Below are 26,225 nucleotides of genomic sequence, written 5' to 3'. Positions count from 1 at the left end.
CAGTAGTATAAATTACCAATTCTTTACCAGTTCGTTGAACCGTTCAAGCAGAAATTTTGACTTGGGACCAACGTGCCCTTCGCCAACGGTTAATTCACCAATTTGGGTAATAGGCAGAACTTTTTTGGTTGAACTGGTCGTAAATGCTTCTTCGGCGTCGTAAAGCTCTGAAAGCATCAATGGTCGTTCCTGAACCTTGAAATCGTTTTGCGCTAACTGGATAATTGTTCGGCGGGTAATCCCGTGTAGTATATTCCGATTGGGCGTAATTAGCCGATCACCTTTAACGATAAAGAAATTACTTCGGCTCAGTTCGCTGATTTCCCCTCCTTTCTGATACAGCAGATCCGATGCCCCCGCTGATTTAATAGCCTGGGCCATCAAAATAACCCGCTTGTAATCAGTACTTTTCACCTCGGCCATTTCCCGAACATACTCGTCCAATATGATTTTAACTCCCTGATCATACTGGATCTGGGGAACCGGATGAATTTCTTCGGTCAGGATAAGCAGATTAGCCCGTTCGACACTAATGCTATCGGGCGCATAGCCTCCAGTCATGACAAATCGGAATGCCATATCGGCGGGCGCACCAGCGGCTATGCTACGCTCAAGCAGCGTCATCAGAATCGCATAGGTTTCGCTCTTACCAATCGGTAGCGGCAGATGCATACGCGTAGCGGAGTTCTGAAACCGCTCCCAGTACCAATCCCACTGAAATGGCCGACCATTATAAGTCAGAAAATAATCGAACAGGCCATAACCCCGAAGTAGCCCAAGATCGGTAACGCCGACGGCAAGCTGGTCGGTGGGGGCAATCGTGCCATTAAAATAACCGTAATGCATAAGGAAGGGAGTTGTCGTTTTCCGCAGGTCGTAGTGAGCCTGCGGAAACACAATCAATTATACTATCAGACCAGCTTCTTGTACTTAATTCGGGTCGGTGTGGCGTCTGAACCTAAGCGTTTACGTCGATTTTCTTCGTATTCTGAAAAGTTACCTTCAAACCAGTACACCTGCGAATCGCCTTCGAAGGCGAGAATGTGCGTGGCGATCCGGTCAAGGAACCAGCGGTCGTGACTGATGACTACGGCACAACCGGCGAAATTCTCCAACCCTTCTTCCAGCGCCCGCAACGTATTAACGTCCAGATCGTTGGTCGGCTCATCAAGCAATAGCAAATTTGCCCCTTCTTTGAGGGTCATAGCCAGATGGACGCGATTGCGCTCACCACCCGATAGTGTTCCGACTTTCTTTTCCTGATCGGCTCCCGCAAAATTGAACCGGCTCACGTAGGCACGCGCATTCGATTGTTTGCCGCCGATCACAATCCACTCATTACCACCCGAAATGGTCTCAAATACGGTTTTGTTCGGATCAAGCCCATCATGTTCCTGATCCACATAAGCGACTTTTACCGTTTCGCCTACGTCAAACGTTCCAGCATCAGGTTTTTCGCGACCGGTAATCAATTTGAAAAGCGTTGTTTTACCGGCTCCATTCGGGCCAATGATACCAACAATACCTCCCTGTGGCAGTCGAAACCCTAAATGTTCGAACAGAAGTCGATCGCCGTACGCCTTGGCAACATCGTCAGCTTCAATAACTTTTGCCCCCAGGCGCGGGCCCGACGGAATGAAAATTTCAAGCCGTTCTTCTTTCTGGCGATTGTCTTCATCCAGCAATCGCTCATAGGCCCCAAGTCGGGCTTTCGATTTAGCCTGGCGAGCTTTCGGAGCCATTTTAACCCATTCCAACTCGCGCTGGAGGGTTTTCTGCCGTTTCGACTCAGTCTTTTCTTCTTTTGCCAGTCGCTGCTGCTTCTGATCCAGCCAGGACGAATAATTTCCTTTCCAGGGAATACCTTCACCCCGGTCGAGTTCAAGAATCCAGCCAGCCACGTTATCCAGAAAATAGCGATCGTGTGTTACCGCAATGACGGTTCCTGTGTATTGGCGCAGGTGTTCTTCCAGCCAGAGTACGGATTCCGCATCCAGGTGGTTTGTCGGCTCATCGAGCAACAGAACATCGGGTTGCTGAAGCAATAGGCGGCATAAGGCCACCCGGCGTTTTTCACCACCTGACAGGTTATCAATCACAGCATCGGAAGGCGGGCAACGGAGGGCATCCATAGCGCGTTCAAGCTTCTGATCGAGCTCCCAGGCATTGTAGTGATCCAGTTTTTCCTGTACTTCACCCTGCCGCTCAATCAGCTTATCGAAGTCAGCATCAGGATCGCCAAAGGCTTCATTGATCTCGTCAAATTCTTTGAGTAAGTTGACAACTTCCTGCACGCCCTCCTCAACTACTTCCCGAACGGTCTTGCCGGAAGCAAACTGCGGCTCCTGCTCGAGCATGCCAACCGAATAGCCAGGAGAAAAAACTACCTCACCGGTATAGTTCTTGTCAATACCGGCAATGATGCGTAAAAGTGTTGATTTACCGGAGCCATTTAAGCCCAAAACACCAATTTTAGCACCATAAAAAAAGGAAAGGTATATGTTCTTTAGGATTTGTCGGTTAGGCGGAATATTTTTACTCACGCCCGCCATGGAGAAAATTATGGTTTCCTGGCTCATTAATTTCTAATAGATTTGTGGTTGGCAATTGTCCTCAAAATTAACCCACAGCGCAGCCTTAACCAAGTATAGTAATGGAAAACGCTTCACTGGTAGATGAATACGGTTACGTCAAAGACGGAAAGGTATTTTTGAAAGGCTACCTGGATTACGAAGATCGCCAGATCGGCGAAGTTAAACGCACCGAGCAGGAAGCGCTCGACTATTTTAAGAATCGCTTCATCATTGCTGAGAACAAAGTCGGCCAGTTAGAAAAAGACATTGAAGAAGCCCAGAATAAGGGTTCTTATCTGACTAAACTGGTACAGCTTCGAAAAAAACTGCTCGGGTTTGATGCCCTCGGCGATTTCCCGCCCCTGCTCGATCGTCTGGATGAGCAGGAAAAGCTACTGGCAGAGTTGATTACGGTTAATCAACTCAAGAATCTGGAAATTAAAAATGCGCTGATCGTAGAAGCTGAAGCCATTGTTAATAGTACAGACTGGCGGGCAACGGCCGACGCCTTGCAGGAAATCAAGACGAAATGGATCAAGACCGGCCCGGTTGACAAGAGCACGGAGCCCGAGATTGAAGCCCGATTCCAGGAACTACTGGATGGATTCTTCCAGCGCCGACGTGAATTCTTTAACGAGCAGAACAAGGTTATTCAGGAACGGCTAGATAAGTACGACGAGCTCATTCGACTGGCTTTCCGTGCGAATCGACTTGGCGACCTGGACGCAGCTTTTCAGGAAGTACGTCGGCTCAACAACGCCTGGAAAATGGTTGGCGAGGTTCCTATCAAGAAAAGTGGTAAACTCTATAAGCAATTTAAGAGAGCCACAACGACCTTTTATGCCAAATACAATGAGGTTAAAGGGATCGTTATTGAGAAGAAAATCGACCCACGCATTGAAGCGCAGATGAAAATGGCCGACGAAGCCGAACGGCTCTCGAAACAGTCGGACATTTTTGCAGCTGCCGAACGGGCGAAGGTTTTGCTCAATAGCTGGAAAGAAATCCGGGTGCCCTTCAAGTTACAGGATAAGACATTGAATGAACGATTCCGGGCTGCCTGTGACAAGATTTTTGAGCTTAGTTATCTTGGTCGGGTCTTATCCCGTAAATATCCAGCCTTTGAACTAAAAAGTCAGGCCGAGCAGATCCGGACGAAAATCAGGGAAATGGAATATCTGGTCAAACGGGAGAAAAGCGATTTACAGTTCGCGCTTCAGGATGCCGATGGTCTCGACCCCAACAACGATGCCGACAAACAGGTATTGAATAAGATAAATACCCAGAAACGTAAGATCGCCATGAAAGAAACGATTTTGCGTGAGTTTCAAAAGCAATTGGAAACAGTAGGGTACTAGTCTGATAAAAGCAAAAAACGAAACGTGCCACAGTTTATCACTGTGGCACGTTTCGTTTTTATAGATTGTTCTAAGTGTATGGAAACCTTACTGAATAAACCTGACTTCATTACCTCCGACTCCTCATTTCGGGCCGCTATCGTTCCGGGCAAATTTGTACGGATCGAGTACTTAACCGACCTGAGCGAATTTATTAAAGCCGACGTTACAATTAAACAACTCGTCTTTCAGGGCGGAACCGAATGGCTCGAACTGGCTACGGGTGATATCATTCCGCTCGATCGGGTTGTCAGCGTTTCAGGGCATTTATCACCTCACTATCCGGGGTATGACAACTACTCCTGCGATTGTTAATCGATCACCTCAAAACCACAGTACGGCACTAATACTTTAGGGATTCGTATGCCTTCCGGGGTTTGATTATTTTCCAGAATAGACGCCAGAATACGTGGCAAAGCCAGAGCCGATCCGTTTAGGGTGTGCAAAAGCTGCATTTTCCCTGGTCCGTCACCACGGTCAATTTTTGAGCGAAGCTTCAGTCGGTTTGCCTGATAGGTCTCAAAATTTGACACCGAACTAACTTCCAGCCAGCGTTGCTGTGCCGCCGACCAGACTTCCATATCGTAGGTCAGCGCCGATGTGAAGCCCATATCGCCACCACAGAGCCGCAACACCCGATAGGGCAATTCGAGCTTTTGCAACAGCGATTGTACATGCAGGCTCATTTCTTCCAGAGCCGTATAGGAATTCTCGGGCTTTTCAATTCGTACAATCTCCACCTTATCGAACTGGTGCAGCCGGTTCAGCCCGCGTACGTGTGCGCCCCATGAACCCGCTTCCCGCCGAAAACAAGGTGTATAGCCAACATTTTTAACCGGCAACTGACTCTCGGGCAGAATTACATCGCGGTAAATGTTCGTAATAGGGACTTCAGCCGTCGGAATCAGATACAGCTTATCCTCAGTCACATAATACATTTGTCCCTCTTTATCAGGTAATTGCCCGGTCCCAAAGCCGGAATCTTCGTTGACTACAATGGGCGGTTGTATTTCCGTGAATCCAGCTTTTAAGGCTTCATCCAGAAAGAAGTTGATCATGGCCCGCTGAATCCGGGCACCTTTCCCTTTGTAAACGGGAAACCCAGCACCCGAAATCTTAACGCCCAGTTCGAAATCGATAATGTCGTATTTCTTGATAAGTTCCCAGTGTGGCTGAGCCGATTCTGGGAGGGTTGGTTTCTCACCATGCTCCAGAACCACTTCGTTATCATCAGCAGAACGTCCCTCAGGAACACTGCTATGGGGCAAATTGGGGATAGTTACCAGAACGGTTTGCAGGTCGGTTTCCAGCTGGCGCAATGTATCGGCCAGATCTTTCGAACGGGCTTTCAGTGCAGCTGTCTCCGTTTTAGCAGCATCAGCAGCCGCTTTATCGCCTGCCTTCATCAATGCTCCGATCTGATTTGCTTTGGCATTCGATTGCGCTAACACATCGTCGAGATCACGTTGTGTATCCCGTCGTTGCTGATCGATCGTTAATACCTGCTCAACTACGGCTTCAGCGTTCGCAAAGTGTCTCTTGCGCAATCCTGCCAGTGTCGTTTCTTTATTTTCGCGGATGAAATTAAGTTGAAGCATTCCTATGTATTTATCAGACGTTTGATCTCGTCTATGAATTCCTGGGTTTTCGGTAGTAATGGAAGTACATCATCGGCAGTGAAAATGGCAAAATCTTCGTTGTCGCTATCATTACGCTCATCAAACAATTGTGCGTAAAATCGTCCCCATTCAACAGGCAATATACCTGCTTTAACGAAGTGTAACTCCAGCATTGCTTTCGCGCCAGAATGCGCTTCTGCTTTTATAACATTCTGAAACAGCATGGAAAGCGGCATAATAAAGACGATTTACGGCAACGTCCCAATCATTGGAAGCCATCAGTGTTTTTGCAGCCTTGAGATCTTTATCCGACTTGCTCAAACGAAAAGTCAAAATCTCATCTTTTGTTTTCCTCATACCAATTGGCCGTCTTCGCGAATATTTTGGTGGAGATTAGTCAACTCCAATACTTCCCAAGCCAATTTATTTTGAATGATTGTACCAATTATTCGCTCGCTGTCTAGACTTAAATAAAACAGATGATCTCTAATAAGGCGTTTATAGGCCCTATCAACCTGTTTATCGGTTAGAATCAGAAAATCCCAATCGGAATCCTGATCAAAATCACCCCGCGCCCGCGATCCAAACTGCCATACTTCGGCTTGCGGATCAATCTCATGAACATACCGCTTAACTTCCTGTAAGAATTCGGTATTGGTCATATTATGAATAGTTTAATGTCTGCCACATCGTCAAAATGCGATATGGCAGACAAATTTACGCAGAAAACAGTCCTTCGTTCAAGGCATTCAGCGCTTCAGCTTTATAACGGCTATGAACGAGAAGCGACAGGTTGCTTTCAGTGCCGCCGTATGAAATCATCCGAATTGGTATATTCTTCATGGCGTTAAATACCCGAACTGCCACCCCTTCGTTATCGGCACTAAAATTACCGACAATACAAATAATGGTTTGGTCATAATCAGGCTCTTCCAGCGAACAGAACGTACTTAACTCATCTGAAATCTCCTTGATCCGGTCGATATTATCGACCGTGACCGATACAGACACCTCCGAGGTTGCCAGCATATCGACCGGCGTTTTATACTTCTCAAAGATCTCAAAAATCCGGCGCAGGAAGCCATACGCATTCAGCATACGGGTCGAATGGATGTACAGAGCCGTAATGCCATCTTTAGCCGCAATTGCTTTAAACACCTGGTCGCTCGTACGGTCAGCAATGAGTGTACCGGGAGCGCTGGGGTCCATTGTATTTTTTAGCCGCACAGGCACGCCAAACATTCGTGCGGGTGTTATTGTGGACGGATGCAGAATTTTGGCCCCGAAATAAGCCAGTTCTGCTGCTTCATCAAAAGTCAGCTCACGAACCGGAAACGTATTTTTAACAATCCTCGGATCGTTATTATGCATTCCGTCAATATCGGTCCAGATCTGAATTTCATCGGCCCGGATGGCTCCGCCAATCAACGACGCCGTGTAATCAGAACCACCCCGTTTCAGGTTATCTACTTCGCCACGCGGATTTCGACAGATAAAGCCTTGGGTTACAACAATTTGCTTATTGTCGTACTGGGGCAGCATTTCTGCCAATTTCTCTTGCGTATACTGAATTTCCGGTTCATTATCAGCGTCGATCCGCATAAACTCAAGCGCAGGCAGGAGCGTTGACGGAACACCTTCTTCAACCAGATAGGCATGAAAAATCTGCGTACTCAATAGTTCACCTTCAGCAACCAGCTCTTTTTCCTGCTTAAGCGTAAATGGTTTAATGCTTGTCAACGACCGGATAAACGAAAACTCTTTATCAACGACCTGTTGGCCAGCCGCCTTACCTTCAGGCGTGTTATATAATTCACTAATAAAGCCGTCGTAATGAGCTTTCAGCGAATCAATTTTTGCATTAGCCTCAATATCGTCATTCGCCTTAATCGCTTCGCCAATGGCTAACAACGTGTTGGTTGAGCCGGACAGGGCCGACAGAACGACAATTTTACGGGTATTGTCTTCGGTGATTAAGGTACGGATGGACTGCATGCGCTCGGGCTTCCCGACCGATGTACCGCCAAATTTCCAGACGTGCATAATAATGAAAGAGTGAATAAGGGTAAGAGCGAATAGGAAAAAGTTGACTCATTCTTTCCTTCATTCACTCTTTTGCTTTTTAAAATTTACTATAAACTTGTTGCTGTAGGCCAAGCATTTTGATGGCTGTAATGGCGGCTTCGTCGCCTTTATTACCGTGTTTGCCTCCCGCCCGGTCAAGAGCCTGCTGTTGATTATTAGGCGTTAATACACCGAAAATAACCGGTTTGCCCGTTTTAAGGCCAACGTTTGTCAAACCCTGAGCAACAGCATGGTTGATGTAATCGTTGTGCTTTGTTTCGCCCTGGATAACACAACCGAGCGCAATTACCGCATCAATATCATTACGCTGCGCAAACCATTGTGACGCTAAACTGAGTTCATAGCTGCCTGGCACATTGCCCCGAATAATATTTTCGGCCTTGGCTCCATGCTGAAGCAAGGTTTGATAAGCGCCGGAAAACAGCGCTTCAGTAACTTCCGTATTCCATTCGGAGACGAGAATCGCAAATCGCCGGAGACTCACGTCCGGGAGTTCGTCCGTTGAAAAGACACTAAGGTTTTTTAAGTCAGTAGCCATTTTTTTGTCATGCCGACGAAGGAAGCATCTTCGATAGCCAAGAAAGGATTAAGAGTCAGCCAAAGATGCTTCCTTCGTTGGCATGACAAAACCAATAAAAAAGGACAAAACCTCGGTCGGCTTTGTCCTTTGCTGTATTGAGTTATTCAAGTACGCCTACGACTCGCCGACCGTTGCTTCGAGCACGGATTTATACTTCTTGGCACTAACGGCCTCGGCAGATTGTGGGTACTTTTCGATAATATCGTTATAAGCCTGAATGGCTTTATCGTTCTGTTTAGCCTGTTCGTGCGTAATCGCCAGTTTCAGCAGGTAACCGGGCGTAAAAAACTTGTTGGGCTTATAATCAGCCGCTTTCTGATAGTAGTCAGCAGCTTCGTCGTAGCTTTTCTTTTCTACGTACGCATCGCCGATCAACGCGTAAGCACGGGCTTGCACCAGCAAATCGGATGAACTGAAGCTCTTCAGATGCTCGATAGCTTCGTCATACTTTCCTTGCTTCAGTAAACCAAGGCCAGATTCGAATTCAGCCAGGTTGCCGGCCGGTGTTCCGCTATAATTATCAGCAACAGCCAGTAAACCTGGGCTTTTACCATCGCCATTGAGGGCTTTCTTCAGCGAATCGGCTTCCAGTTGATATACCGATGGGAACATTTCGACCTGTGCTGTTTCGTCCTGGCTGCTTACATAATACCGATAGCCAACGTAACCGAAGACGAGCAGTACGATACCGCCAAGTACACCCAGCACAATATTTCGATTCTGCTGGAAGAAATCTCCAACGTCCTCTAATTTCCCTTCTAATGCGTCTGGATCTTCCAAAAAATCCAGTCCGCTGTTCTTTTTGCTCATTTGTTTGCAATTTGGACTGCAAAATTAGGAATATTTGTTATTGCGGAAAAGCGTAATGCTCAAAAGTTTACAGAAGAGTTGTTTATTGAACCGCCATATCGCGAACGGCCATCACTTCTGAGGGTCGAACCGGGCGAATTTGGTGGGCTAATAAGGTCTCAATAGCTACTGCTTCGCCGGTTAATGTCACAAATTCTACTTCAAAGGCTTGCCCTTCATTGTAAACGGTTAAAATCGTGCCAACATCACCCATTTTTAGGCGCCCGTCGGCGGCATCTTCCTGTAATACAACTAAATCAAACTCGCTCATACGTCAATAAACTGGTATAAAGCTAGAAACGTCAGAGACGAAATCTTGTTTTGTTAAAATTGACTTAACTTTGCATCGCTAATCTTCCAAGGGGTGCCCCATAACAACGGGCTGAGATTATACCCATTGAACCTGCGCGGGTAATGCCGCGAAGGGAAATGTAGTCGCGGATAAGGCCGTGATAAAATAAACTAAAAATTACACTTAAAGATAGGTTTGACCCCTTGCCTATCGTAACCATTTTCAGTTCATGAAAAAAGGTACGTCTGGGCGGCATTCCGTCTATCTTACTTCGCTTGTTGCACTTCTGTGGCTATGTAATTCATCTGTCTGGGCTCAATTCACTATTTCCGGAACCGTCAATGACGTTGATGGAGGCACATTGCCCGGTGCAGCTATCACCCTTGAGGGAACCTATAAAGGCACCTTTACCGATGCCAATGGTGCCTTTCTGCTTACGAACCTAAAACCAGGCTCCTTATCTCTTCGGATCTCATTACTAGGCTACGAAACGCAGATGCAGGCTCTTGAATTGACGCAAAACGCAACCGTTTCGATCAATTTAAAGAAAACCGCCGTAGCCGTCGATGAAGTCGTTGTCAGCGCCACACGGGCCAATCAGAAATCGGCTATTGCCTATACCGACGTCACACGCCGGGATTTAAATAAGCTGAACTTAGGACAGGACATTCCCCAGTTGCTCAACTTCACGCCCTCTATTGTCACCACATCCGACGCGGGCACAGGGGTCGGGTATACGGGTATTCGCATTCGTGGGTCCGACGCCACCCGCGTCAATGTGACGCTCAATGGGATTCCATACAATGACGCAGAATCGCAGGGGACCTATTTTGTGGATATGCCCGACTTTGCCTCTTCCGTGAGCAGTATTCAAATCCAGCGGGGCATTGGCACGTCTACGAATGGGGCAGGGGCTTTTGGCGCATCGGTCAACATTCAGACCAATAAGCTTGAAGACAAACCCTACGCAGAAGCGAATTTGTCGGGTGGCTCGTTCGGAACCCGCAAGGTGAACGTGCTGGCCGGAACAGGTCTGTTAAACAATCATTTTGTGCTGGATGCCCGATTGTCTAAAATTTATTCTGACGGCTACATTGATCGGGCATTCTCTGATTTACGATCATTTTATGTATCAGGTGGTTATTATTCCAAAAAGAGCTTCATCCGGTTAAACGTGTTTTCGGGGCAGGAGCAAACCTATCAGGCATGGAACGGTGTGCCCGAAGCGCTGCTGAAGACCAATCGAACCTACAATTCGTTTACGTACGACAATCAGACGGATAATTACCAGCAGGACAATTATCAGCTAATCAGTTCGCACGAGCTAAGCAAAAACTGGCGGGCAAATCTGTCCTTTTTCTACACAAAAGGGAAAGGCTATTACGAAGAGTTTAAACCTGAGGATGTCTACAGTAAGTATGGCCTTCCCAATGTCGTTATTGGCGATTCGACGATTACCCAAACGGACCTTATACGTCGTTTGTGGCTTGATAATAATTTCTACGGCACTGTTTTTTCCTTTGACTACAATAGTTTTGGAAAGTTAACGGCTAACATTGGCGGAGGCTGGAATCAATATCAGGGAGCGCATTACGGAGAGATTATCTGGGCACGCGTCGCCGGAAATACCGATATCCGCCAACGTTATTATAACGATGATGCTACGAAACGCGATTTTAACGTATATGCGAAAGCATTTTATCAATTCAGCCCAAAAGTAAACGGATTCGTCGATGCACAGATTCGCCAGGTTTATTATTCGTTTCTGGGCTTTAACAGCAAACTACAAAACGTTCAACAGGATGCTACGCTGACGTTTTTCAATCCCAAAGCAGGCATAACCTATACCATCAACGACCGCAGCACTGTGTATGGATCGGTTGGCGTGGGGCATCGGGAGCCCAACCGGAACGATTATACGCAATCAACGCCGGAGAGTCGCCCCAAAGCCGAGCGTCTAATTGATTATGAAGCAGGCTACAAGATTCAGACCGAGCAGATAGCCTTTACGGTTAATGCCTACTACATGAATTATCAGAATCAGCTGGTTTTATCCGGGCAGCTCAACGACGTAGGCGCTTATAACCGGGTAAATATTCCGGTCAGCTATCGCGCAGGTCTTGAACTCGAAGCCGGTATACGACTGGCCAAACAACTACGCTGGAACGTTAATGCCACCTTCAGCCGGAACAAAATCCAGAACTTTACGGAATATCTCGACAACTTCGATAACGGCCAGCAGGAAAGCCGTCAGTATAGCGAGACAGATATTTCGTTCTCACCGAATGCTATTGCCGGATCACAATTGCTCTTTACGCCCGTCAAAGGTCTGGAACTGGGCTTACTCTCAAAGTACGTTGGGAAACAGTATATGGACAATACCTCGAATGAAAACCGGCAATTGAACGCCTATTTCACGAACGACATTCGGGTCATTTACTCTATCAAGCCGAAATTTGCCCAGGAGATTGCGTTCACACTGTTGTTCAATAACGTTCTTAATGAGTTGTACGAGTCAAACGGCTACACATACGCTTACATTTCGGAAGGCAAGGTAACGGCCGATAATGGCTATTATCCGCAGGCAGGCCGGAATTTCCTGGCTGGGGTGAGAATACGTTTCTAAACCGGCTCTTTATGACATAGGGCTAGATTTGACTTTGCCTGGTAACAAAATCAAATCTAGCCCTATGTCAAAAAAAGTTAGCGGGTTAACCAGGCAATCAAACTTATCCAATTGCCCGTTCAAGATCCTGTATCAAGTCCTCAACGTCCTCAATACCCACGCTGAGCCGGATGAGGGTGTCTTTCAGGCCGTTCTTTTCGCGTTCTTCTTTAGGAATGCTGGCATGGGTCATGCTGGCAGGGTGCGTACATAATGACTCAACTCCGCCAAGTGACTCACCCAGTGAAAATACCTCAAAACTTTCCATAACCCGTACAGCTTCAGGGATCAGGTCGCCTTTCAGTTCGAACGATAACATACCCCCAAAGCCACGCATCTGCTTTTTGGCAAGCTCATGACCGGGGTGAGATTCCAGTCCGGGATAATAAACCTGGCTCACTTTAGGGTGTTGCTGTAGGTATTGGGCCACTTTCTGCGCGTTTTCGCAATGGCGCTGCATCCGAACGTGAAGGGTCTTAATACCACGAAGTACCAGAAAGCAGTCTTGTGGTCCCGGTACGGCACCGCAGGCATTCTGAATAAAAGCCAGCCGCTGCGCTGTTTCGTCATCGTTCAGCACGATAGCCCCCATTACCGTATCAGAATGGCCGCCCAGGTATTTCGTGACCGAGTGCATGACAATATCCGCGCCCAAATCCAGAGGATTCTGTAGGTATGGTGAAGCAAATGTATTATCGACAACGAGCTGGATAGTACGCGGTTTTGTAATAGCCGCAATTGCTTCAATATCGACCAGGCGTAGTAATGGATTGGTCGGCGTTTCGATCCAGACCATTTTTGTAGCCGGTGTGATTAACGCTTCGAGCTTAGCCGGATCTGACAAATCGACAAATTTGAAGATAAGCCCAAACTCACTAAAAACGCGTACCATAATCCGGTAGGTACCGCCATAGAGATCGTTGCTGGCAATGATCTCATCACCGGGTTTAAATAGCTTCAGAATGGCATCAGTAGCGCCCAGCCCCGACGAATAGCAAATACCATGCTTGCCATTTTCAAGAGCGGCCAGATTATTCTGCAATACGGTTCTTGTAGGATTCTGCGTTCGGGCGTATTCATAGCCTTTATGCTTGCCCGGCGACTCCTGCACGTAGGTCGACGTTTGATAAATGGGCGTCATGATGGCACCCGTTGTGGGGTCCGGCTCTATACCGGCATGGATGGCTTTCGTTCCGAATTTCATGCCCGAAGGTAACAAAAGTAAAGCGCACACAATGCGGGTATCTGTAAACGCCTTGCAATCTGTAGAGAGGATATCCCGCTTTGCCGAAACCACATCCGCCCTTTGGGAGTTTGTTAAGACGTGAAATCATCCATTCTTAAAAACCTTACAGGACCGGCTATTGCAGGCATTGTTATGTCTGTAACGCCAATCGTATTTACGTCTTTACTGACTTATTATGCCATTCTTCATGAAGCCGCCATTGCAAATTTTACGACCTGGCAGTGGGGTGTCATCACACTTGTCTGTGCCATCACCTCGGCCGCTTTAACACCACCGACGATGCTGGCCCTGATTTTTGGCTATTTTTTAGGATGGCAGGCTATACTTCCTCTTTTTACCATCAATCTGGGCGGCATTTTATTCATCAATCTGCTCGTTCGCTGGCTCGATCATGACCGGTTTCTCGAATTCCTGCGTCAGAATCCCAAAGCCCAATCGGTACTGGATCGCATTCTCAACAAAGAGTTAGAAGTTATTTTTTTCGCCAAGCTCTCCCCTATTCTTCCCTTTGGGCTCACAAATCTATTGTTTGCTCTTTCGGGCGCCCGGTTAAAAAATATTGTTCTGGGTGGCCTCCTGGGTATGATGCCTCGAACCTTACTGGCCATCTGGTCGGGGCACGAAGCCCGCGAAATACGAACATTACTGGAAAATCCGAATCAAAGTAGCTGGACCCAGATTATCGTGGTCTTTCTGGTTATTGTTTCGATTGCCGGGTTGTGGCAGGTCATTCAGCGTGCCTTGAAATAGCTTTTCTACACAAGTCGTTGGCCAGCCAACTCAATCAGGTGATTATGGCCAGTTTGTAAAACCGTCAATTCATAGCGACGGAGCAGTTTTGTTAGTGGAATGATATATCGGCCCGGCACGAGACGATCAAAAGCGCCCGTAAAAAAACGAACCTGAATTGGTTTCTCGTTAAGCAAATTGCCGATCTGGTTCAGATCCGGCCTGATAAGCCGGAACTGGGTCCAGCTTTGATAAACCAGATCGCGCTGCTCTGGCGTACCCAGCGAAATTTCAACGAACCGCATAACCGTCCGATTTAGTAAGCCCAGACGCGTTAGGCTATGCCCAAGCGAGTTTAGCAACGATAAATGAGTCAGCATATATCGGAAGAGCCAACGCCCAACAGACGAGCCCGTAGCCAGCCAATACCACTGATTATAGGTGATGCCATCCGGTGCAATCAGGATTAGCTGGTCGACACGGGTTGCAAACGCTTCGATCATTGTCAGGGCAAATCGTCCACCCAGACTAAAACCTATGATCGAAAATCGATCAATTTGCTGCGAGTGAAGAAAAGCTCCGATCAAACTTTGCCACGCGGCTTTGGTTAACAGTTGCGTATGGCCATAACGGCTGTGTCCGTGAAAGAATAAATCAATGGCAATAATCGTGTATTGTTGGCCAAGAAGCTTCTCAAGTCCTGCAAATACATGCCCCGTTTGTCCAAAACCATGAAAGGCGATTAGCGTAGCGGGGCCGTAACCAACTTGTCGATAAGCTAATTGGTTATTTTCAAGCGTAAAAAGTTTGATCTCGCCAACTCTATTCATACCGGCAAAGTTGCAAAAGAATGATGGAAAGCGTTAATCGCATTATAGACTTCATCTTTACCAATTACGATCGATGCAAATCTTCGCAAATCTGGCCGAATTCTCAGCACATACTGGTCAACCGCTGGGAGAAACGCCGTACAGGACCATTACGCAGGAAGCGGTTAATCTTTTTGCCGAAGCCACTGGCGATCACCAATGGATTCATATAGACCCAGAACGGGCAGCCCGCGAATCACCCTATAAAACACCCATTGCCCATGGTTTTCTAACCCTCTCCTTAGCTCCCCAATTGTTAGCGGAGCTCTATTCCATCGAATCGGTAAAAATGGGAATTAATTATGGAGCGAATAAAATTCGCTTTACGAATGCCGTACCAGTTGGTAGCAAATTGCGAATGAAAGCGTGGTTACATCATGTAGAACCACAAAATACGAACGAAAGTACAAAGGGCGTTCGAGCAGTGATCGAATGTGTATTTGAAGTAGATGGCGAACAGAAACCGGCCTGTATAGCAGAACTGATTGTATTGCTCTTCGAATGAACAGTATGCACGCATACTATTCATTCGACTTTTATTTACCTTTACAGTAGTAGGCTTTTCGCTTCGAGGTGTGCCACCGCAGCCGCGGACGGTCGCAGCCGCGGACGGTCGCAGCCGCGGACGGTCGCAGCCGCGGACGGTCGCAACGGCGGACCATGGTTTGTTTGCCTAATATTAGTAACCACCGTCCGCGGCTGCGGTGGCACACCTCGAAGCGAAAAGCCCAGGTATTCACAACAAGCGACTACGATTCACTAAAACCAAGAAATTCAGATGGCAACGGCAGCTCTGGAGTTACAGGGATTGAATTTTAATTTGTCAGAAGAACACCGGGCCGTACAGGAAGCTGCGCGCGATTTTGCGCACAATGAACTGCTGCCCGGCATTGTTGAGCGTGATAATGAGGCTCGTTTTCCAACCGAACAAGTAAAACGGATGGGCGAATTAGGCTTTCTGGGTATGATGGTTTCTCCTGAATACGGCGGTGGTGGCATGGATACGGTTTCTTACGTGCTGGCCATGGAAGAAATCTCTAAAATTGATGCATCAGCTTCAGTAGTCATGTCAGTCAATAACTCACTTGTCTGTTATGGGCTCGAAGCGTATGGTACTGAAGAGCAAAAGCAGAAATACTTAACCAGACTCGCCACCGGAGAAACTATTGGTGCTTTTTGCCTCTCGGAACCCGAAGCAGGCTCCGATGCGACGTCGCAAAGCACACTAGCCGAAGACAAAGGCGATTATTATTTATTAAACGGCACAAAGAACTGGATCACGAACGGCAACTCATCTGGCATCTGTCTGGTCATTGCCCAAACTGACCGTGAGAAAAAACACCGGGGCATTAATTGCCTGATCGTTGAGAAAGGAACACCCGGTTTTGTGGTCGGCAAGAAAGAAGATAAGATGGGAATTCGGGCTTCCGATACCCATTCATTACTGTTCACCGACGTTAAGGTCCCTAAAGAAAACCGCATTGGCGAGGATGGCTTTGGTTTCAAGTTTGCCATGTCGACCCTAAATGGCGGTCGGATCGGTATTGCCGCCCAGGCGTTGGGTATTGCAGCCGGGGCTTACGAACTATCCCTGAAATACGCACAGGAACGGAAGGCGTTTGGCAAGCAAATATTTGACCATCAAGCGATTCAGTTCAAATTAGCGGAAATGGCGACCAAAATTGAAGCAGCTCGTTTACTGGTTTACAAGGCTGCACGGCAAAAGGATGAGCATAAAGATTATGTTCAGGCAGCGGCTATGGCCAAGCTATTTGCGTCAGATGTAGCTATGTGGGCCACTACCGAAGCGGTTCAAATCCATGGTGGGTATGGCTATGTGAAGGAATTTCACGTAGAGCGTTTAATGCGGGATGCAAAAATTACTCAGATTTATGAAGGTACATCCGAAATCCAAAAATTAGTTATAGCCCGAGAACTCGTTCGCTAAGTATTTTCTTAGTAAAATAGAATTTTTCCAAAGACCTAGTGCGTGTTCAATACGAATTCGCACTATTTTTTTTATTTTTTGGAAACTTTTATACTTGTATTAGTTTTGTACAAATTATTAGTTTTGTGCAACTTTGAGCGCAAGTAGCATTCACACGCACTCTACTTTCAGCTATGGAAGACTACAATAAAATAATTGAATCGCTGGGCGTAAAATTTATTAAGGCCCGTAACATTCGGATTTTGCAGCCGATCACCATCAAAAACTTTTATGATGTTGAGAATACACTGCTGATCTTATATAATGGCGAAGTGTCGATCGGCGAAGACCGGGTTAAGGTTGAGGTAGGCGATATGCTGTTCATTCCGGGAGGAAAGCATGTCACGGTTACCTACGGAGACCCCACCAGCTCTAAAACTGTCTCGAATGAGGAGTTTATGACGCACCGGGAATCGTACTGGGAAGGGAATCACGATCCCAAGCTCATTGGCCATCTGCCTAATTCATTTGGCTATGTGTCCTTTGAGGCCAAGGTCTTCGATTCAGTAAACTTTTTCAACTCGCTTGATGTGCCTCCGTTCATCATTAAGCGCGAAGATCATCTGGCCAATACAATCGACCAGATTCTGGCTGAAGACATGACTGATCTGGCCGGAAAAGGACGTATCGTTAAGATCAAGACCGAAGAAATAGTCATTGAAGTTGTTCGGTACATTCTGAAAAATCGTCTGTTTGTTGAGCAGCTGGTTACCAATAGTACTTATTTTAAAGACCCGCGCTTAATCGATATTTTCGCTTATATCAAGGAAAATCTGGGGGGCGATCTGTCAAACAAGGTGCTGGCTAACGTCGCCAACGTTTCTGAAGATTATGTAGGACAGTACTTTAAAATGCTGACGGGTATCAATCCGCAGGATTATATAGAGTACCAACGGATGGAAGCGGCTGTGGGCCTTTTGCGTACAAGCAAAAAGAGTATCCGGGCCATTGGGGCTGAAGTAGGGTATAAAGATACCGCTTACTTCTGCCGTCGATTCAAGATGATGTTTGGTATTCCAGCTGGCAAGATGCGTCGTCGCGAATCGCTGATGAACGTCTAACGTCAGTTGCTGGATAAAAATAGACAATCCACTTTCATTGGGCAGATTGCAATCTATCCAATGAAAGTGGATTGTTGCCTTACTGCATATTAACTTCTATTGGCAGCGTATAGAAGACGGCAACAGGTTCTCCTTTTACTTCACCCGGACGCCAGCGAGGCATTTGCTCGATAGCCGCAATAATGGTTGTCATAAAGTCTTCCATTCCCTTCTGCGCTTTTTTGTCAAGTGGTTTTGTTGAGATCCGCACATCATGCACGCTGCCATCTTTGTCAACAATAAATTTGGCCGCAACCGGACCCGTATTTTGATTTTTCCGCATCAATGAACTCGGAAAACGAATATTTTCTGCCAGATAGCGGCTCAGGGCAGCTTTACCACCCGGAAATTCAGGCTGACGCTCAACGGTAGTATAGACTAACTGGCTGTGCGTTTGAGCGAAAGCACCCGTTGACGGAAGTAGGCCGGTCGTACCCATAAGGCACAAGAAGGCAATTACAAAAGTTTTCATGGATTAAGCTTGTACGACTGATTGGTTAAACGCGTGTACGATGGCCGACAACTCAGGCAACAACTCCGGATTATGTTCGATACCGTTTCCGACAACGATCACATCGGCACCGGCTTTCAACGCATTGTATGCTTTCTCACCGGAATTGATACCGCCCCCACTAGTATCGGGACATCAACTACAGCCCGAACAGCAGCAATCATGTCTGTCGGGACTGGCCAACGAGCCCCACTACCTGCGTCTAAATAAATTAATTGTAACCCCAGCATTTCTCCTGCCATTGCTGTGCAAGCGGCAACATCAGGCTTATCGTGCGGTAATGGGGTCGTTCCACTGATGTACGAAACCGTTGTTTGCGTACCACTATCGACCAGCATATAACCGGTAGATAATATTTCCAGACCACTTCTCTTGAGTAGCGGGGCCGCAATAACATGCTGACCAATTAGAAATTCGGGATTTCGGCCTGAAATAAGCGAGAGCAGAAGAATAGCATCGGCCGACGGTTCGATATGTAGTGGGTTCCCAGGAAACAGCACTACGGGTATGTCGGTGTGCTCGCGAATAGTAGCAATGATCTCTTTGTGTACGTAATCAGTAACTAAACTACCACCAACCAGAAAAAAATCAATAGAATGCTGGTTCGTACGATCTAATAGAGCCGAAAGCTCGTCTTGCTCGATCTTATCCGGATCGAGCAAGACAGCAAATGCTTTCCGGCCCAATGATTTATAAGTGCGTAGAGTAGTCTGCAGGCTTAGTGGGTGCCTTTTCGTGGTATTGGCTTCCAATCGTGGGGTCTGCGGTTGGGTTGATCGCATTATTCTGACGGATACGGGCTAAAAAGCCGGTTAGCTGCTCACGAGCAATATTTGTTAAAACGGTAGTTATCAAACCACCGATTAAGCCACTCGCTGCTGCTGTTTTTTGTGTCTTTTTCGCCTGCTGCTTTATTGCCTTATGAGTTGGATGCGTCGATGGTTCCTCTTCATCATACTCCTCTTCGTAGTCAATATCCTCATCTGGCTCGCCATATTTTTCGGCGCGTCGGTACTCATCTGACTTAGGCAGGATGGCATTTACGACCAAATATACGGCTAAACCAACACCCGCTACAAACGCGGCAGTTTTCCCGATTTCGGCTGCATCGTCTTTCATCGAATCAACACTATCAGTAATTGATGATTTGAATCGCTCGGTAGCAGCCATTAACTGCGCCCGACGAGCTGTCGTATCAGCAAAAGGAACCTTAGGATCTTCCATAATTTTTCTTTTCGACTTGGTATATGTAACTTATAATCAATTAGTTATTCAGGATAGCGACTACTTTCGTTCAGGCTCGCACGCGTTTTTTCCATTAACTCATGAATGGCTTCTGATTTTTCTTCTGCCTTTTTTTCCTGACTTTTTTTAATGGCTTTATAGGCCGCTACCCGTATTTTCGATTTAACAAAACCGCTGGCTGTAGCCCAAATTATTGTCAATAAAAGAAAAAAAACGGCTACTATCACAAAACCCATGTACCGGCTATTTGTCACCTCATTCAGGTACGCAGCCAGCAAACTAAATAAGAATATGATCGTCATCGTGCTTAGAAGTGCCAGCACAATACCATGAATACCGACCACAACTCCTTCTTCCACTTTGCCTCTTGTTTCAAGCGTAAATAGCTCGATTCGAGCCTCCAGATAGCGGAAGATATTTTCCCGAATTTCTTCCAGGCGTTCCAGCATGATTGTCGATGTTTAGATTTGCTCTGCGTTATTTACAAAAAACCGTCCATTTTGTTCAGAAATTGTCCATTTCTGACCATCTAATCGCTTTGTAATGCTGCCGTTAGCTCAAGATTGCCGGTGTATTTTTAAGGTCGTAATCCGTATCGGATTAGACTGAGGCATTTGTTGTTAATTTAATTGCGTAACTGTAAAAACGCTAGCTATAAACAAGACATTTTTAAGTAGGCCTTTCGCAAAGAGCCGGGCCACGGTTTATTTATCCATCAATAGTAACCGTGGCCCGGCTCTTTGCGAAAGACCTAGATCTATTAAATACAAAAGGTCTGGCAGATTAACTACCAGACCTTTTGAAAATCCTTACTTATAGGCGTCAGAAGGGTATACTGTCCATCTTAAATGATGACAGGTTTACGAAAACTTCCAATCACATCAAACGTTAGTTTGACTGGCGCAACTTGGCCTCTATCGTTTGTTGCGTATGCGGTACTGCGCGGAGACGCTCTTTTGGAATCAGTTTTCCGGTATCCTTACAGATCCCGTAGGTTCCATTTTTAATCCGTACCATAGCCGCGTCTAATTGCTGCGTAAATTTTTGTAGCCGAGCTGCTAACTGACTAAGGTTTTCACGTTCGCTGGTATCGGCACCATCTTCAAGCAATTTAGAATTGCCTGATGTATTATCGGTACCACTATCGTTGCGTTTGCTAAGTGTTTCCTTAATATAATTCAACTCACTACGGGTCGCTTCAAGTTTCTGACCGATCAGTTCTTCGAACTCTTTAAGGTCTTCTTCCGAGTAGCGTTTTTTTTCTTCCTGAACCATAGTTAATAGCTGTAATAAACAGGGTGTGTAATAATTCCCAAAATTAATGCTTTCTGACCTGATTTTCAATGTATCGACAGACAAGAATATCTTTTCTTATAATTTTTATTAAACTGCCATTTCTTTATATCCCCGATTTTTCTTTCGCACAGGCGAATATCAGGAAATTACAATTTTGGTGTTGACCTGAGTAGTGAATTATTATTGGGAAATAAATTTTAGATTAATTTGAGAAAAAATATACCTTTCATAATAATACATCGCTTTTAATTAATTTTGTGACACACTTCATCAATAGAAATGGTTTAACAGAGTGAAGTAAAACTATGGCCATGGCATACATTGAACCAGCCCCAATAAAAGATAAAGAAAATCCACTTGAGTCCATGATGTCGCGATTTGATGCGGCCGCCCGTCTTCTGGGCATTTCGGACGAAATGTATGATATCCTGAAAGTACCAGCCCGACAAGTTATTGTTGGGTTGCCCGTTACGATGGACAACGGCGCCATCAAAGTTTTTGAGGGTTATCGAGTTATTCACTCCAACATTCTGGGACCAGCCAAAGGCGGTATTCGCCTTGATCCGGCAGTAAATCTGGATGAGGTTCGGGCATTAGCCGCCTGGATGACCTGGAAATGCGCCGTCGTTGATATTCCCTATGGTGGCGCTAAGGGCGGTATTGCCTGTAACCCACGCGACATGTCGGCAGGAGAAATTGAACGCCTTATCCGGCAATACACGGTTGCTATGCTCGACGTGATTGGGCCTGACCGCGATATCCCAGCCCCTGACATGGGTACAGGACCTCGCGAAATGGCCTGGATTGTTGATGAATACTCAAAAGCGAAAGGCATGACTGTCAACAACGTAGTGACAGGCAAACCATTAGTGCTGGGTGGCTCCCTTGGCCGAACAGAAGCCACCGGGCGTGGTGTTACGGTAGCAGCACTGTCTGCAATGGACAAACTGCGCATGAATCCGTATCGGGCTACAGCTGCCGTACAGGGCTTTGGTAACGTCGGTTCGTTTGCGGCAGAACTTCTCCATGAACGGGGAGTTACGGTAGTTGCCATCAGCGATATTTCTGGCGGGTATTACAATGCATCGGGTATTGACATTACGGCAGCCGTAACGTATCGGAATGGGAATAAAGGCACACTCGAAGGTTTTAGTGGAGCGGAGAAAATATCAAATGAAGAACTACTCTCGCTGGCCGTTGATGTGTTAGTGCCAGCGGCCAAAGAAGATGTGATCACGGATGACAATGCGGCTTCAATACAGGCTCGCATGATCGTTGAAGGAGCAAACGGCCCAACCTCGGCTTCAGCCGATGAAATTATTAATAGTAAAGGCATTCTGGTTGTTCCCGATATTCTGGCTAATGCCGGAGGAGTTACGGTTTCCTATTTTGAATGGGTTCAAAACCGAATTGGTTACAAATGGACGCTGGACCGTATTAATCGCCGGGCCGACCGAGTGATGAAAGATGCCTTCGATCGTGTATTCGAAACCTCTCAACGGTATCAGGTACCTCTCCGTTTAGCTGCTTATATCGTAGCGATCGACAAAGTGTCCAGTACCTATAAATTCCGTGGCGGTTATTGATTTTCTCTAAAATGTATGATGTGTACTATATGATGTATAATTTTGCTCATTCATGATGCATCAGAAATACATCATATAGTTCACATCATATCTCTTTCCATGCGCTTACACCGCGAAGGTTACACCATAATGATTACCACAGGGCTGGTTTTGCTGGCCTTGAACCTACTGGCATATTTTTATCTATTCTCCGATAATTCAACTGCCATCACGCTATTAGCCATAGCCAGCTTAATTCTGTTTGGGCTGATTGTACAGTTTTTTCGTGTACCGACCCGGCAATTAACTGTTCACGAATCGCAGGTGATCGCACCAGCTGATGGTACTGTCGTAGTCATTGAAGAAACCAGCGAAGACGAATACTTTAAGTCTCCTCGGCGGCAGGTGTCAATCTTTATGTCGCCCTTAAATGTGCACGTAAACAGAAACCCCATAACGGGCATCGTCCGCTATTTCAAGTATTATCCAGGAAAGTATCTGGTAGCCTGGCATCCAAAATCGAGTACCGAAAATGAACGGACTACGATTGTCATTCAAGCTGCGAATGGCGCTGAGGTTCTTTTCCGACAAATTGCAGGAGCGGTTGCCCGGCGTATCATCTGGTATGTGAAAGAAGGACAACCTGTTAAGCAGGGCGACGAAATGGGCTTCATTAAATTTGGCTCGCGTGTTGATGTATTCCTCCCTCTTGACGCCGAAATCAATGTAAAGATCGGCGATAAAACAAAAGGAGGAGTCACTGTGCTGGCTGAATTAAAATAAAGCCTTCTGGATGCCGGAAGTTGAGCGATATGAACCAGGCATCCAGAATAAATACTATCGCTATACACGAAGGCTCAGCAATTCTCCTCGCTCTGTTTCAGTAACAACCAGGCCTAAATCACCGGCAGGATCGAATACGCAATTGGATGGATTCTGACCGGGCAATTTGATCTCTTTCTCCAGGTTTCCATCTGGCGAAAATACCCGGATTACACCGGCCCCATATACGGCTACGTATATATTCCCATCAGGCCCAACCGTAAATCCATCGGGCCCCGGAATCGAGTCTCCATCGGGAACGTCAATAACCGACGTCCATACACTGATATTCTCCCAGCTTAGACTCGTAGCATCCCAATACCCCTGCCAGATACGCTGCCGGTGGGTTTCACCGATAAGTAATGTCTGATTATCGGGCAGTATGGTCAATCCATTAGGGTAATTCAATCCGTCAGCAATAATCTCGGCCAATCCCTCCCGCGAATAAACGCCAACATACCCTGTCTCATCGTCGTCGGGGGCACCAGGGCAGGTAAAGAGTAAATTTCCCAGGTGGTCAAAATGCAGATCATTCGGCCATTGTAGCCGTTCAGCACCTATTCGATCGATGATCGTTTCTATTTGTTTCGTTTTACTATTTAACCGCCGAATCGAATGCTGGCCTGAATCGCAAAACCAGATATAACCATCACGAACTGCGGCTCCATTAGGTCGTCCTCCCGTCTTGATTCGCAGGGTTTCCCCAGTTGAATCCCGGCAAAATAACCCCTCTCCTTCCTGCTCTACGCACCAAAGACATCCATCTTCATCAAACACCGGACCTTCGGGAAAGCGTAATCCTGTTGCCAGTACACGTATTTCGTCCATACGTTCCTTTCATTTAATTCGATAAGTTTTTCAAGGTTGCCGTTGTCAACGGATCAGGTCATATAAACGACTATCCGTTCACATGAAAAAGTTCGAATGCCCGGACTTTGTTTAAGAAATCTTTTAAACGACATACTTTCTGCCTATAACATTCTGAAAAACAAAGCTTTTTAAAAATAACCGACAACCGTAATACATAATTTTACCAAGATTTATTTGTATCTTCATCCTCCATCTCAATTCATTCGTATGACATTCGACTACATTATTATTGGAGCGGGTTCAGCGGGTTGTGTACTGGCCAATCGACTTTCTGTTGATCCATCCCTGTCTGTACTTCTTCTGGAGGCAGGCGGTCCAGACAAAAAGATGGAGATTCGTATTCCGGCGGCTTATACAAAGCTGAATGGGACCGCAGTTGACTGGGGTTTCTGGACGGAACCCCAATTAGCACTTAATGGCCGCCGAATGTATCAGCCACGCGGTAAAACACTTGGAGGATGTAGTTCGACCAATGCAATGGCTTACGTCCGTGGTAACCGGCTTGATTACAACGATTGGGCGACACATGGAGGAAATAAAGGATGGGGCTATGCTGACGTTCTACCTTATTTTATCCGGTCGGAACACAATGAGCAGTTTAGTCAGTTAGATTCTTTTTATCATGGCCATGAAGGGCTCTTAAACGTGACCTATGCGACCAGGTACAAAACGCCCCTGGCTGGTGCTTTCGTTAAATCCTGTATTCAGGCGGGTATCCGCGAGAATCAGGATTATAATGGGAAAGAGCAGGAAGGAACGGGGTTCTTCCAGTTTACCATTAAAGATGGCAAACGCCACAGTGCGGCTTCAGCCTTTTTAAAACCGGTGCTAAGCCGATCAAATCTGACAGTAATCACACATGCGTTAACGAAGCAGATTTTACTAAAAAATGACCGGGCAACGGGTGTTGAATTCATAACGGGTAAAAATCAGACTCAAATAGCGACCGCAACCAAAGAAGTTATTCTATCAGCGGGAGCGTTTCAGTCTCCCCAATTGCTCATGCTTTCAGGAATCGGCCCAGTCGATGCATTGCGCCAGGGGAAAATTGCCGTAAAGAAAGAACTCAATGGTGTGGGGCAGAATTTACAGGATCATCTTTTTACGGGTGTCAGTAGCCTGTGTTCGCAACGGGGCGTTTCGTCAAATTTTCACCTTAAGCCGGTCAATCAATTGAAGGCTATAGGTCAATATTTTCTGTTCGGGAAGGGGCCATTTACGGTTAGCCCACTCGAAGCAGTCGCTTTTCTGAAAACGGACCCATCGCAGGATCGCCCCAATCTGCAGTTTCACTTCGCTCCGATTCATATGGGCGACGACTACACAACCGACGTGTACGACCTGACAACATACCCCACCACCGACGGTTATACGATCCTGCCTACCTTATTGAAGCCCAAAAGTGTAGGGTATGTCGGATTACGGTCAAATAACCCACTTGACGCCCCCTTGATCCAGCCTAACTACCTGGAGCATGAAGATGACAAAATGGTGCTCATCAACGGTATTCGGCAGGCATTAACCGTCATGCAGGCAGACGCCTTCGATTCGTACCGGCTTCGGATTCAGACACCCACCGATTATAGCTCCGATGATGCACTCTGGCAACATATCCTGCAACAGCTTGAAACAGTGTATCACCCGGTAGGCACCTGCAAGATGGGCCCAGATCAGGATGAAATGGCTGTAGTTGATACGAATCTGCGCGTTCGGGGAGTTGAGGGATTACGGGTCGTTGATGCCTCCATTATGCCAACCATCGTATCCGGCAATACGAATGCGCCTGTCATTATGATTGCAGAAAAAGCGGCTGATCTAATTTTAGGAAAACCAATGATGAAACTACCGAAACACATCCTTTCGGAGTCATAAACTATTTTTCAATTCGTTTTTGCAGCATTATATTTTTACTACGAATTAATATG

The 26,225-nt window shown here is 46.5% G+C and carries 27 protein-coding genes and 1 pseudogene; 10 read left to right on the top strand and 18 right to left on the bottom strand.

Going from position 1 to position 26,225, the window contains the following annotated elements; all coding sequences use genetic code 11:
* Nucleotides 1-12 precede the first annotated feature (12 nt).
* Both G8759_RS02550 and ettA read right to left on the bottom strand, forming a co-directional pair.
* Nucleotides 13-846 carry an aminotransferase class IV gene (locus G8759_RS02550; protein WP_167204925.1) on the bottom strand — a complete coding sequence of 278 codons (834 nt, stop codon included), beginning with the start codon at nt 844-846 and terminating at the stop codon, nt 13-15.
* A 65-nt stretch (nt 847-911) separates the two neighbouring features.
* Nucleotides 912-2,579 (bottom strand): energy-dependent translational throttle protein EttA, encoded by a 1,668-nt coding sequence (gene ettA, locus G8759_RS02545; RefSeq protein ID WP_167204923.1) that lies wholly within the window; start codon nt 2,577-2,579, stop codon nt 912-914.
* 74 nt (nt 2,580-2,653) lie between these two features.
* On the opposite strand from ettA, the gene G8759_RS02540 reads away from it, so the two are divergent.
* Both G8759_RS02540 and G8759_RS02535 read left to right on the top strand, forming a co-directional pair.
* The gene (locus G8759_RS02540) at nt 2,654-3,931 is read left to right on the top strand and encodes a DUF349 domain-containing protein (RefSeq protein ID WP_167204921.1); all 1,278 of its coding nucleotides are present in this window, start codon (nt 2,654-2,656) and stop codon (nt 3,929-3,931) included.
* Between the two features lie 78 nt (nt 3,932-4,009).
* On the top strand, nt 4,010-4,285 hold the full coding sequence (locus tag G8759_RS02535; RefSeq protein ID WP_167204919.1) for a hypothetical protein: 276 nt from the start codon (nt 4,010-4,012) through the stop codon (nt 4,283-4,285).
* Here G8759_RS02535 and serS read toward each other — a convergent pair.
* From serS to G8759_RS02495, 8 genes are all read right to left on the bottom strand, one after another.
* Nucleotides 4,282-5,568, bottom strand: coding sequence for a serine--tRNA ligase (gene serS, locus G8759_RS02530; RefSeq protein ID WP_167204917.1), 1,287 nt, complete (start codon nt 5,566-5,568; stop codon nt 4,282-4,284). The two genes, G8759_RS02535 and serS, sit on opposite strands and share 4 nt — an antisense overlap.
* A 2-nt stretch (nt 5,569-5,570) precedes the next feature.
* Nucleotides 5,571-5,825 carry a HEPN domain-containing protein gene (locus tag G8759_RS02525; RefSeq protein ID WP_167204915.1) on the bottom strand — a complete coding sequence of 85 codons (255 nt, stop codon included), beginning with the start codon at nt 5,823-5,825 and terminating at the stop codon, nt 5,571-5,573.
* A complete protein-coding gene (locus G8759_RS36330; RefSeq protein WP_167204912.1) occupies nt 5,740-5,946 on the bottom strand; it encodes a HEPN domain-containing protein in 207 nt (68 codons plus the stop codon). The genes G8759_RS02525 and G8759_RS36330 overlap by 86 nt, the downstream gene beginning before the upstream one ends.
* Nucleotides 5,943-6,251 (bottom strand): nucleotidyltransferase domain-containing protein, encoded by a 309-nt coding sequence (locus G8759_RS02515; RefSeq protein ID WP_167204910.1) that lies wholly within the window; start codon nt 6,249-6,251, stop codon nt 5,943-5,945. Before G8759_RS02515 ends, G8759_RS36330 begins: the two co-directional genes overlap by 4 nt.
* 55 nt (nt 6,252-6,306) lie before the next feature.
* Nucleotides 6,307-7,632, bottom strand: a complete 1,326-nt coding sequence (locus G8759_RS02510; RefSeq protein ID WP_167204908.1) for an aspartate kinase — start codon at nt 7,630-7,632, stop codon at nt 6,307-6,309.
* A 79-nt stretch (nt 7,633-7,711) separates the two neighbouring features.
* Nucleotides 7,712-8,212, bottom strand: coding sequence for a 6,7-dimethyl-8-ribityllumazine synthase (gene ribH, locus G8759_RS02505; RefSeq protein ID WP_167204906.1), 501 nt, complete (start codon nt 8,210-8,212; stop codon nt 7,712-7,714).
* Nucleotides 8,213-8,368: 156 nt separating this feature from the next.
* Entirely contained in the window at nt 8,369-9,064 is a 696-nt protein-coding gene (locus G8759_RS02500) for a tetratricopeptide repeat protein (protein ID WP_162389478.1), read from the bottom strand.
* Nucleotides 9,065-9,146: 82 nt separating this feature from the next.
* Entirely contained in the window at nt 9,147-9,374 is a 228-nt protein-coding gene (locus G8759_RS02495) for a DUF4926 domain-containing protein (RefSeq protein ID WP_162389477.1), read from the bottom strand.
* Between the two features lie 250 nt (nt 9,375-9,624).
* Here G8759_RS02495 and G8759_RS02490 point away from each other — a divergent pair, with 250 nt between their 5' ends.
* Complete coding sequence (locus G8759_RS02490; protein WP_167204904.1) at nt 9,625-12,021, top strand: TonB-dependent receptor; 2,397 nt, start codon at nt 9,625-9,627, stop codon at nt 12,019-12,021.
* A gap of 103 nt (nt 12,022-12,124) precedes the next feature.
* Here the strand turns inward: G8759_RS02490 and G8759_RS02485 are convergent, their stop codons facing one another.
* Nucleotides 12,125-13,264, bottom strand: coding sequence for a cystathionine gamma-synthase (locus G8759_RS02485; protein WP_167204902.1), 1,140 nt, complete (start codon nt 13,262-13,264; stop codon nt 12,125-12,127).
* A 120-nt stretch (nt 13,265-13,384) separates the two neighbouring features.
* On the opposite strand from G8759_RS02485, the gene G8759_RS02480 reads away from it, so the two are divergent.
* On the top strand, nt 13,385-14,056 hold the full coding sequence (locus G8759_RS02480; protein ID WP_167204900.1) for a TVP38/TMEM64 family protein: 672 nt from the start codon (nt 13,385-13,387) through the stop codon (nt 14,054-14,056).
* 5 nt (nt 14,057-14,061) lie between these two features.
* Here G8759_RS02480 and G8759_RS02475 read toward each other — a convergent pair whose 3' ends face one another.
* A complete protein-coding gene (locus tag G8759_RS02475) occupies nt 14,062-14,865 on the bottom strand; it encodes an alpha/beta hydrolase (RefSeq protein WP_167204898.1) in 804 nt (267 codons plus the stop codon).
* A 73-nt stretch (nt 14,866-14,938) separates the two neighbouring features.
* On the opposite strand from G8759_RS02475, the gene G8759_RS02470 reads away from it, so the two are divergent.
* The 3 genes from G8759_RS02470 (at nt 14,939) to G8759_RS02460 (ending at nt 17,952) form a co-directional block, all read left to right on the top strand.
* On the top strand, nt 14,939-15,409 hold the full coding sequence (locus tag G8759_RS02470; RefSeq protein ID WP_167204896.1) for a MaoC family dehydratase: 471 nt from the start codon (nt 14,939-14,941) through the stop codon (nt 15,407-15,409).
* 273 nt (nt 15,410-15,682) lie between these two features.
* The gene (locus G8759_RS02465) at nt 15,683-16,852 is read left to right on the top strand and encodes an acyl-CoA dehydrogenase (RefSeq protein WP_167204894.1); all 1,170 of its coding nucleotides are present in this window, start codon (nt 15,683-15,685) and stop codon (nt 16,850-16,852) included.
* Nucleotides 16,853-17,025: 173 nt separating this feature from the next.
* Nucleotides 17,026-17,952 (top strand): AraC family transcriptional regulator, encoded by a 927-nt coding sequence (locus G8759_RS02460; RefSeq protein WP_167204892.1) that lies wholly within the window; start codon nt 17,026-17,028, stop codon nt 17,950-17,952.
* A 79-nt stretch (nt 17,953-18,031) separates the two neighbouring features.
* On the opposite strand, the gene G8759_RS02455 is transcribed toward G8759_RS02460, so the two are convergent.
* The 5 genes and pseudogenes from G8759_RS02455 to G8759_RS02435 all read right to left on the bottom strand — a co-directional run bounded on the left by G8759_RS02455 (nt 18,032) and on the right by G8759_RS02435 (nt 21,022).
* Nucleotides 18,032-18,463, bottom strand: a complete 432-nt coding sequence (locus tag G8759_RS02455) for an energy transducer TonB (RefSeq protein ID WP_167204890.1) — start codon at nt 18,461-18,463, stop codon at nt 18,032-18,034.
* Nucleotides 18,464-18,466: 3 nt separating this feature from the next.
* Nucleotides 18,467-19,284: pseudogene (locus G8759_RS02450) on the bottom strand (geranylgeranylglyceryl/heptaprenylglyceryl phosphate synthase).
* Nucleotides 19,193-19,726 carry a hypothetical protein gene (locus G8759_RS02445; protein ID WP_167204888.1) on the bottom strand — a complete coding sequence of 178 codons (534 nt, stop codon included), beginning with the start codon at nt 19,724-19,726 and terminating at the stop codon, nt 19,193-19,195. The pseudogene G8759_RS02450 and the gene G8759_RS02445 overlap by 92 nt, the downstream one beginning before the upstream one ends.
* Nucleotides 19,727-19,770: 44 nt before the next feature.
* Nucleotides 19,771-20,196 (bottom strand): phage holin family protein, encoded by a 426-nt coding sequence (locus G8759_RS02440; protein ID WP_167204886.1) that lies wholly within the window; start codon nt 20,194-20,196, stop codon nt 19,771-19,773.
* Between the two features lie 439 nt (nt 20,197-20,635).
* Complete coding sequence (locus G8759_RS02435) at nt 20,636-21,022, bottom strand: TraR/DksA family transcriptional regulator (RefSeq protein ID WP_167204884.1); 387 nt, start codon at nt 21,020-21,022, stop codon at nt 20,636-20,638.
* 332 nt (nt 21,023-21,354) lie between these two features.
* Between G8759_RS02435 and G8759_RS02430 the strand changes: the two genes are divergently transcribed.
* A complete protein-coding gene (locus G8759_RS02430) occupies nt 21,355-22,629 on the top strand; it encodes a Glu/Leu/Phe/Val family dehydrogenase (protein WP_197933080.1) in 1,275 nt (424 codons plus the stop codon).
* Nucleotides 22,630-22,728: 99 nt separating this feature from the next.
* On the top strand, nt 22,729-23,391 hold the full coding sequence (locus G8759_RS02425) for a phosphatidylserine decarboxylase family protein (RefSeq protein WP_167204880.1): 663 nt from the start codon (nt 22,729-22,731) through the stop codon (nt 23,389-23,391).
* A 60-nt stretch (nt 23,392-23,451) separates the two neighbouring features.
* On the opposite strand, the gene G8759_RS02420 is transcribed toward G8759_RS02425, so the two are convergent.
* Complete coding sequence (locus tag G8759_RS02420; protein WP_167204878.1) at nt 23,452-24,258, bottom strand: SMP-30/gluconolactonase/LRE family protein; 807 nt, start codon at nt 24,256-24,258, stop codon at nt 23,452-23,454.
* Nucleotides 24,259-24,507: 249 nt separating this feature from the next.
* Here G8759_RS02420 and G8759_RS02415 point away from each other — a divergent pair, with 249 nt between their 5' ends.
* A complete protein-coding gene (locus G8759_RS02415) occupies nt 24,508-26,172 on the top strand; it encodes a GMC family oxidoreductase (RefSeq protein ID WP_167204876.1) in 1,665 nt (554 codons plus the stop codon).
* Nucleotides 26,173-26,225: the final 53 nt, after the last annotated feature.

The organism is Spirosoma aureum (assembly GCF_011604685.1).
Taxonomy (GTDB): Bacteria; Bacteroidota; Bacteroidia; order Cytophagales; family Spirosomataceae; genus Spirosoma; species Spirosoma aureum.
This window is presented reverse-complemented; position numbering and strand designations above follow the sequence as displayed.

Excerpts from the sequence above, each read along its gene's own strand:
- G8759_RS02550 (WP_167204925.1), bottom strand. The coding sequence starts at position 846 with ATGCATTACGGTTATTTTAATGGCACGATTGCCCCCACCGACCAGCTT.
- ettA (WP_167204923.1), bottom strand. The coding sequence starts at position 2,579 with ATGAGCCAGGAAACCATAATTTTCTCCATGGCGGGCGTGAGTAAAAAT.
- G8759_RS02540 (WP_167204921.1), top strand. The coding sequence starts at position 2,654 with ATGGAAAACGCTTCACTGGTAGATGAATACGGTTACGTCAAAGACGGA.
- G8759_RS02535 (WP_167204919.1), top strand. The coding sequence starts at position 4,010 with ATGGAAACCTTACTGAATAAACCTGACTTCATTACCTCCGACTCCTCA.
- serS (WP_167204917.1), bottom strand. The coding sequence starts at position 5,568 with ATGCTTCAACTTAATTTCATCCGCGAAAATAAAGAAACGACACTGGCA.
- G8759_RS02525 (WP_167204915.1), bottom strand. The coding sequence starts at position 5,825 with ATGCCGCTTTCCATGCTGTTTCAGAATGTTATAAAAGCAGAAGCGCAT.
- G8759_RS36330 (WP_167204912.1), bottom strand. The coding sequence starts at position 5,946 with ATGAGGAAAACAAAAGATGAGATTTTGACTTTTCGTTTGAGCAAGTCG.
- G8759_RS02515 (WP_167204910.1), bottom strand. The coding sequence starts at position 6,251 with ATGACCAATACCGAATTCTTACAGGAAGTTAAGCGGTATGTTCATGAG.
- G8759_RS02510 (WP_167204908.1), bottom strand. The coding sequence starts at position 7,632 with ATGCACGTCTGGAAATTTGGCGGTACATCGGTCGGGAAGCCCGAGCGC.
- ribH (WP_167204906.1), bottom strand. The coding sequence starts at position 8,212 with ATGGCTACTGACTTAAAAAACCTTAGTGTCTTTTCAACGGACGAACTC.
- G8759_RS02500 (WP_162389478.1), bottom strand. The coding sequence starts at position 9,064 with ATGAGCAAAAAGAACAGCGGACTGGATTTTTTGGAAGATCCAGACGCA.
- G8759_RS02495 (WP_162389477.1), bottom strand. The coding sequence starts at position 9,374 with ATGAGCGAGTTTGATTTAGTTGTATTACAGGAAGATGCCGCCGACGGG.
- G8759_RS02490 (WP_167204904.1), top strand. The coding sequence starts at position 9,625 with ATGAAAAAAGGTACGTCTGGGCGGCATTCCGTCTATCTTACTTCGCTT.
- G8759_RS02485 (WP_167204902.1), bottom strand. The coding sequence starts at position 13,264 with ATGAAATTCGGAACGAAAGCCATCCATGCCGGTATAGAGCCGGACCCC.
- G8759_RS02475 (WP_167204898.1), bottom strand. The coding sequence starts at position 14,865 with ATGAATAGAGTTGGCGAGATCAAACTTTTTACGCTTGAAAATAACCAA.
- G8759_RS02470 (WP_167204896.1), top strand. The coding sequence starts at position 14,939 with ATGCAAATCTTCGCAAATCTGGCCGAATTCTCAGCACATACTGGTCAA.
- G8759_RS02465 (WP_167204894.1), top strand. The coding sequence starts at position 15,683 with ATGGCAACGGCAGCTCTGGAGTTACAGGGATTGAATTTTAATTTGTCA.
- G8759_RS02460 (WP_167204892.1), top strand. The coding sequence starts at position 17,026 with ATGGAAGACTACAATAAAATAATTGAATCGCTGGGCGTAAAATTTATT.
- G8759_RS02455 (WP_167204890.1), bottom strand. The coding sequence starts at position 18,463 with ATGAAAACTTTTGTAATTGCCTTCTTGTGCCTTATGGGTACGACCGGC.
- G8759_RS02445 (WP_167204888.1), bottom strand. The coding sequence starts at position 19,726 with ATGGAAGATCCTAAGGTTCCTTTTGCTGATACGACAGCTCGTCGGGCG.
- G8759_RS02440 (WP_167204886.1), bottom strand. The coding sequence starts at position 20,196 with ATGCTGGAACGCCTGGAAGAAATTCGGGAAAATATCTTCCGCTATCTG.
- G8759_RS02435 (WP_167204884.1), bottom strand. The coding sequence starts at position 21,022 with ATGGTTCAGGAAGAAAAAAAACGCTACTCGGAAGAAGACCTTAAAGAG.
- G8759_RS02430 (WP_197933080.1), top strand. The coding sequence starts at position 21,355 with ATGGCATACATTGAACCAGCCCCAATAAAAGATAAAGAAAATCCACTT.
- G8759_RS02425 (WP_167204880.1), top strand. The coding sequence starts at position 22,729 with ATGCGCTTACACCGCGAAGGTTACACCATAATGATTACCACAGGGCTG.
- G8759_RS02420 (WP_167204878.1), bottom strand. The coding sequence starts at position 24,258 with ATGGACGAAATACGTGTACTGGCAACAGGATTACGCTTTCCCGAAGGT.
- G8759_RS02415 (WP_167204876.1), top strand. The coding sequence starts at position 24,508 with ATGACATTCGACTACATTATTATTGGAGCGGGTTCAGCGGGTTGTGTA.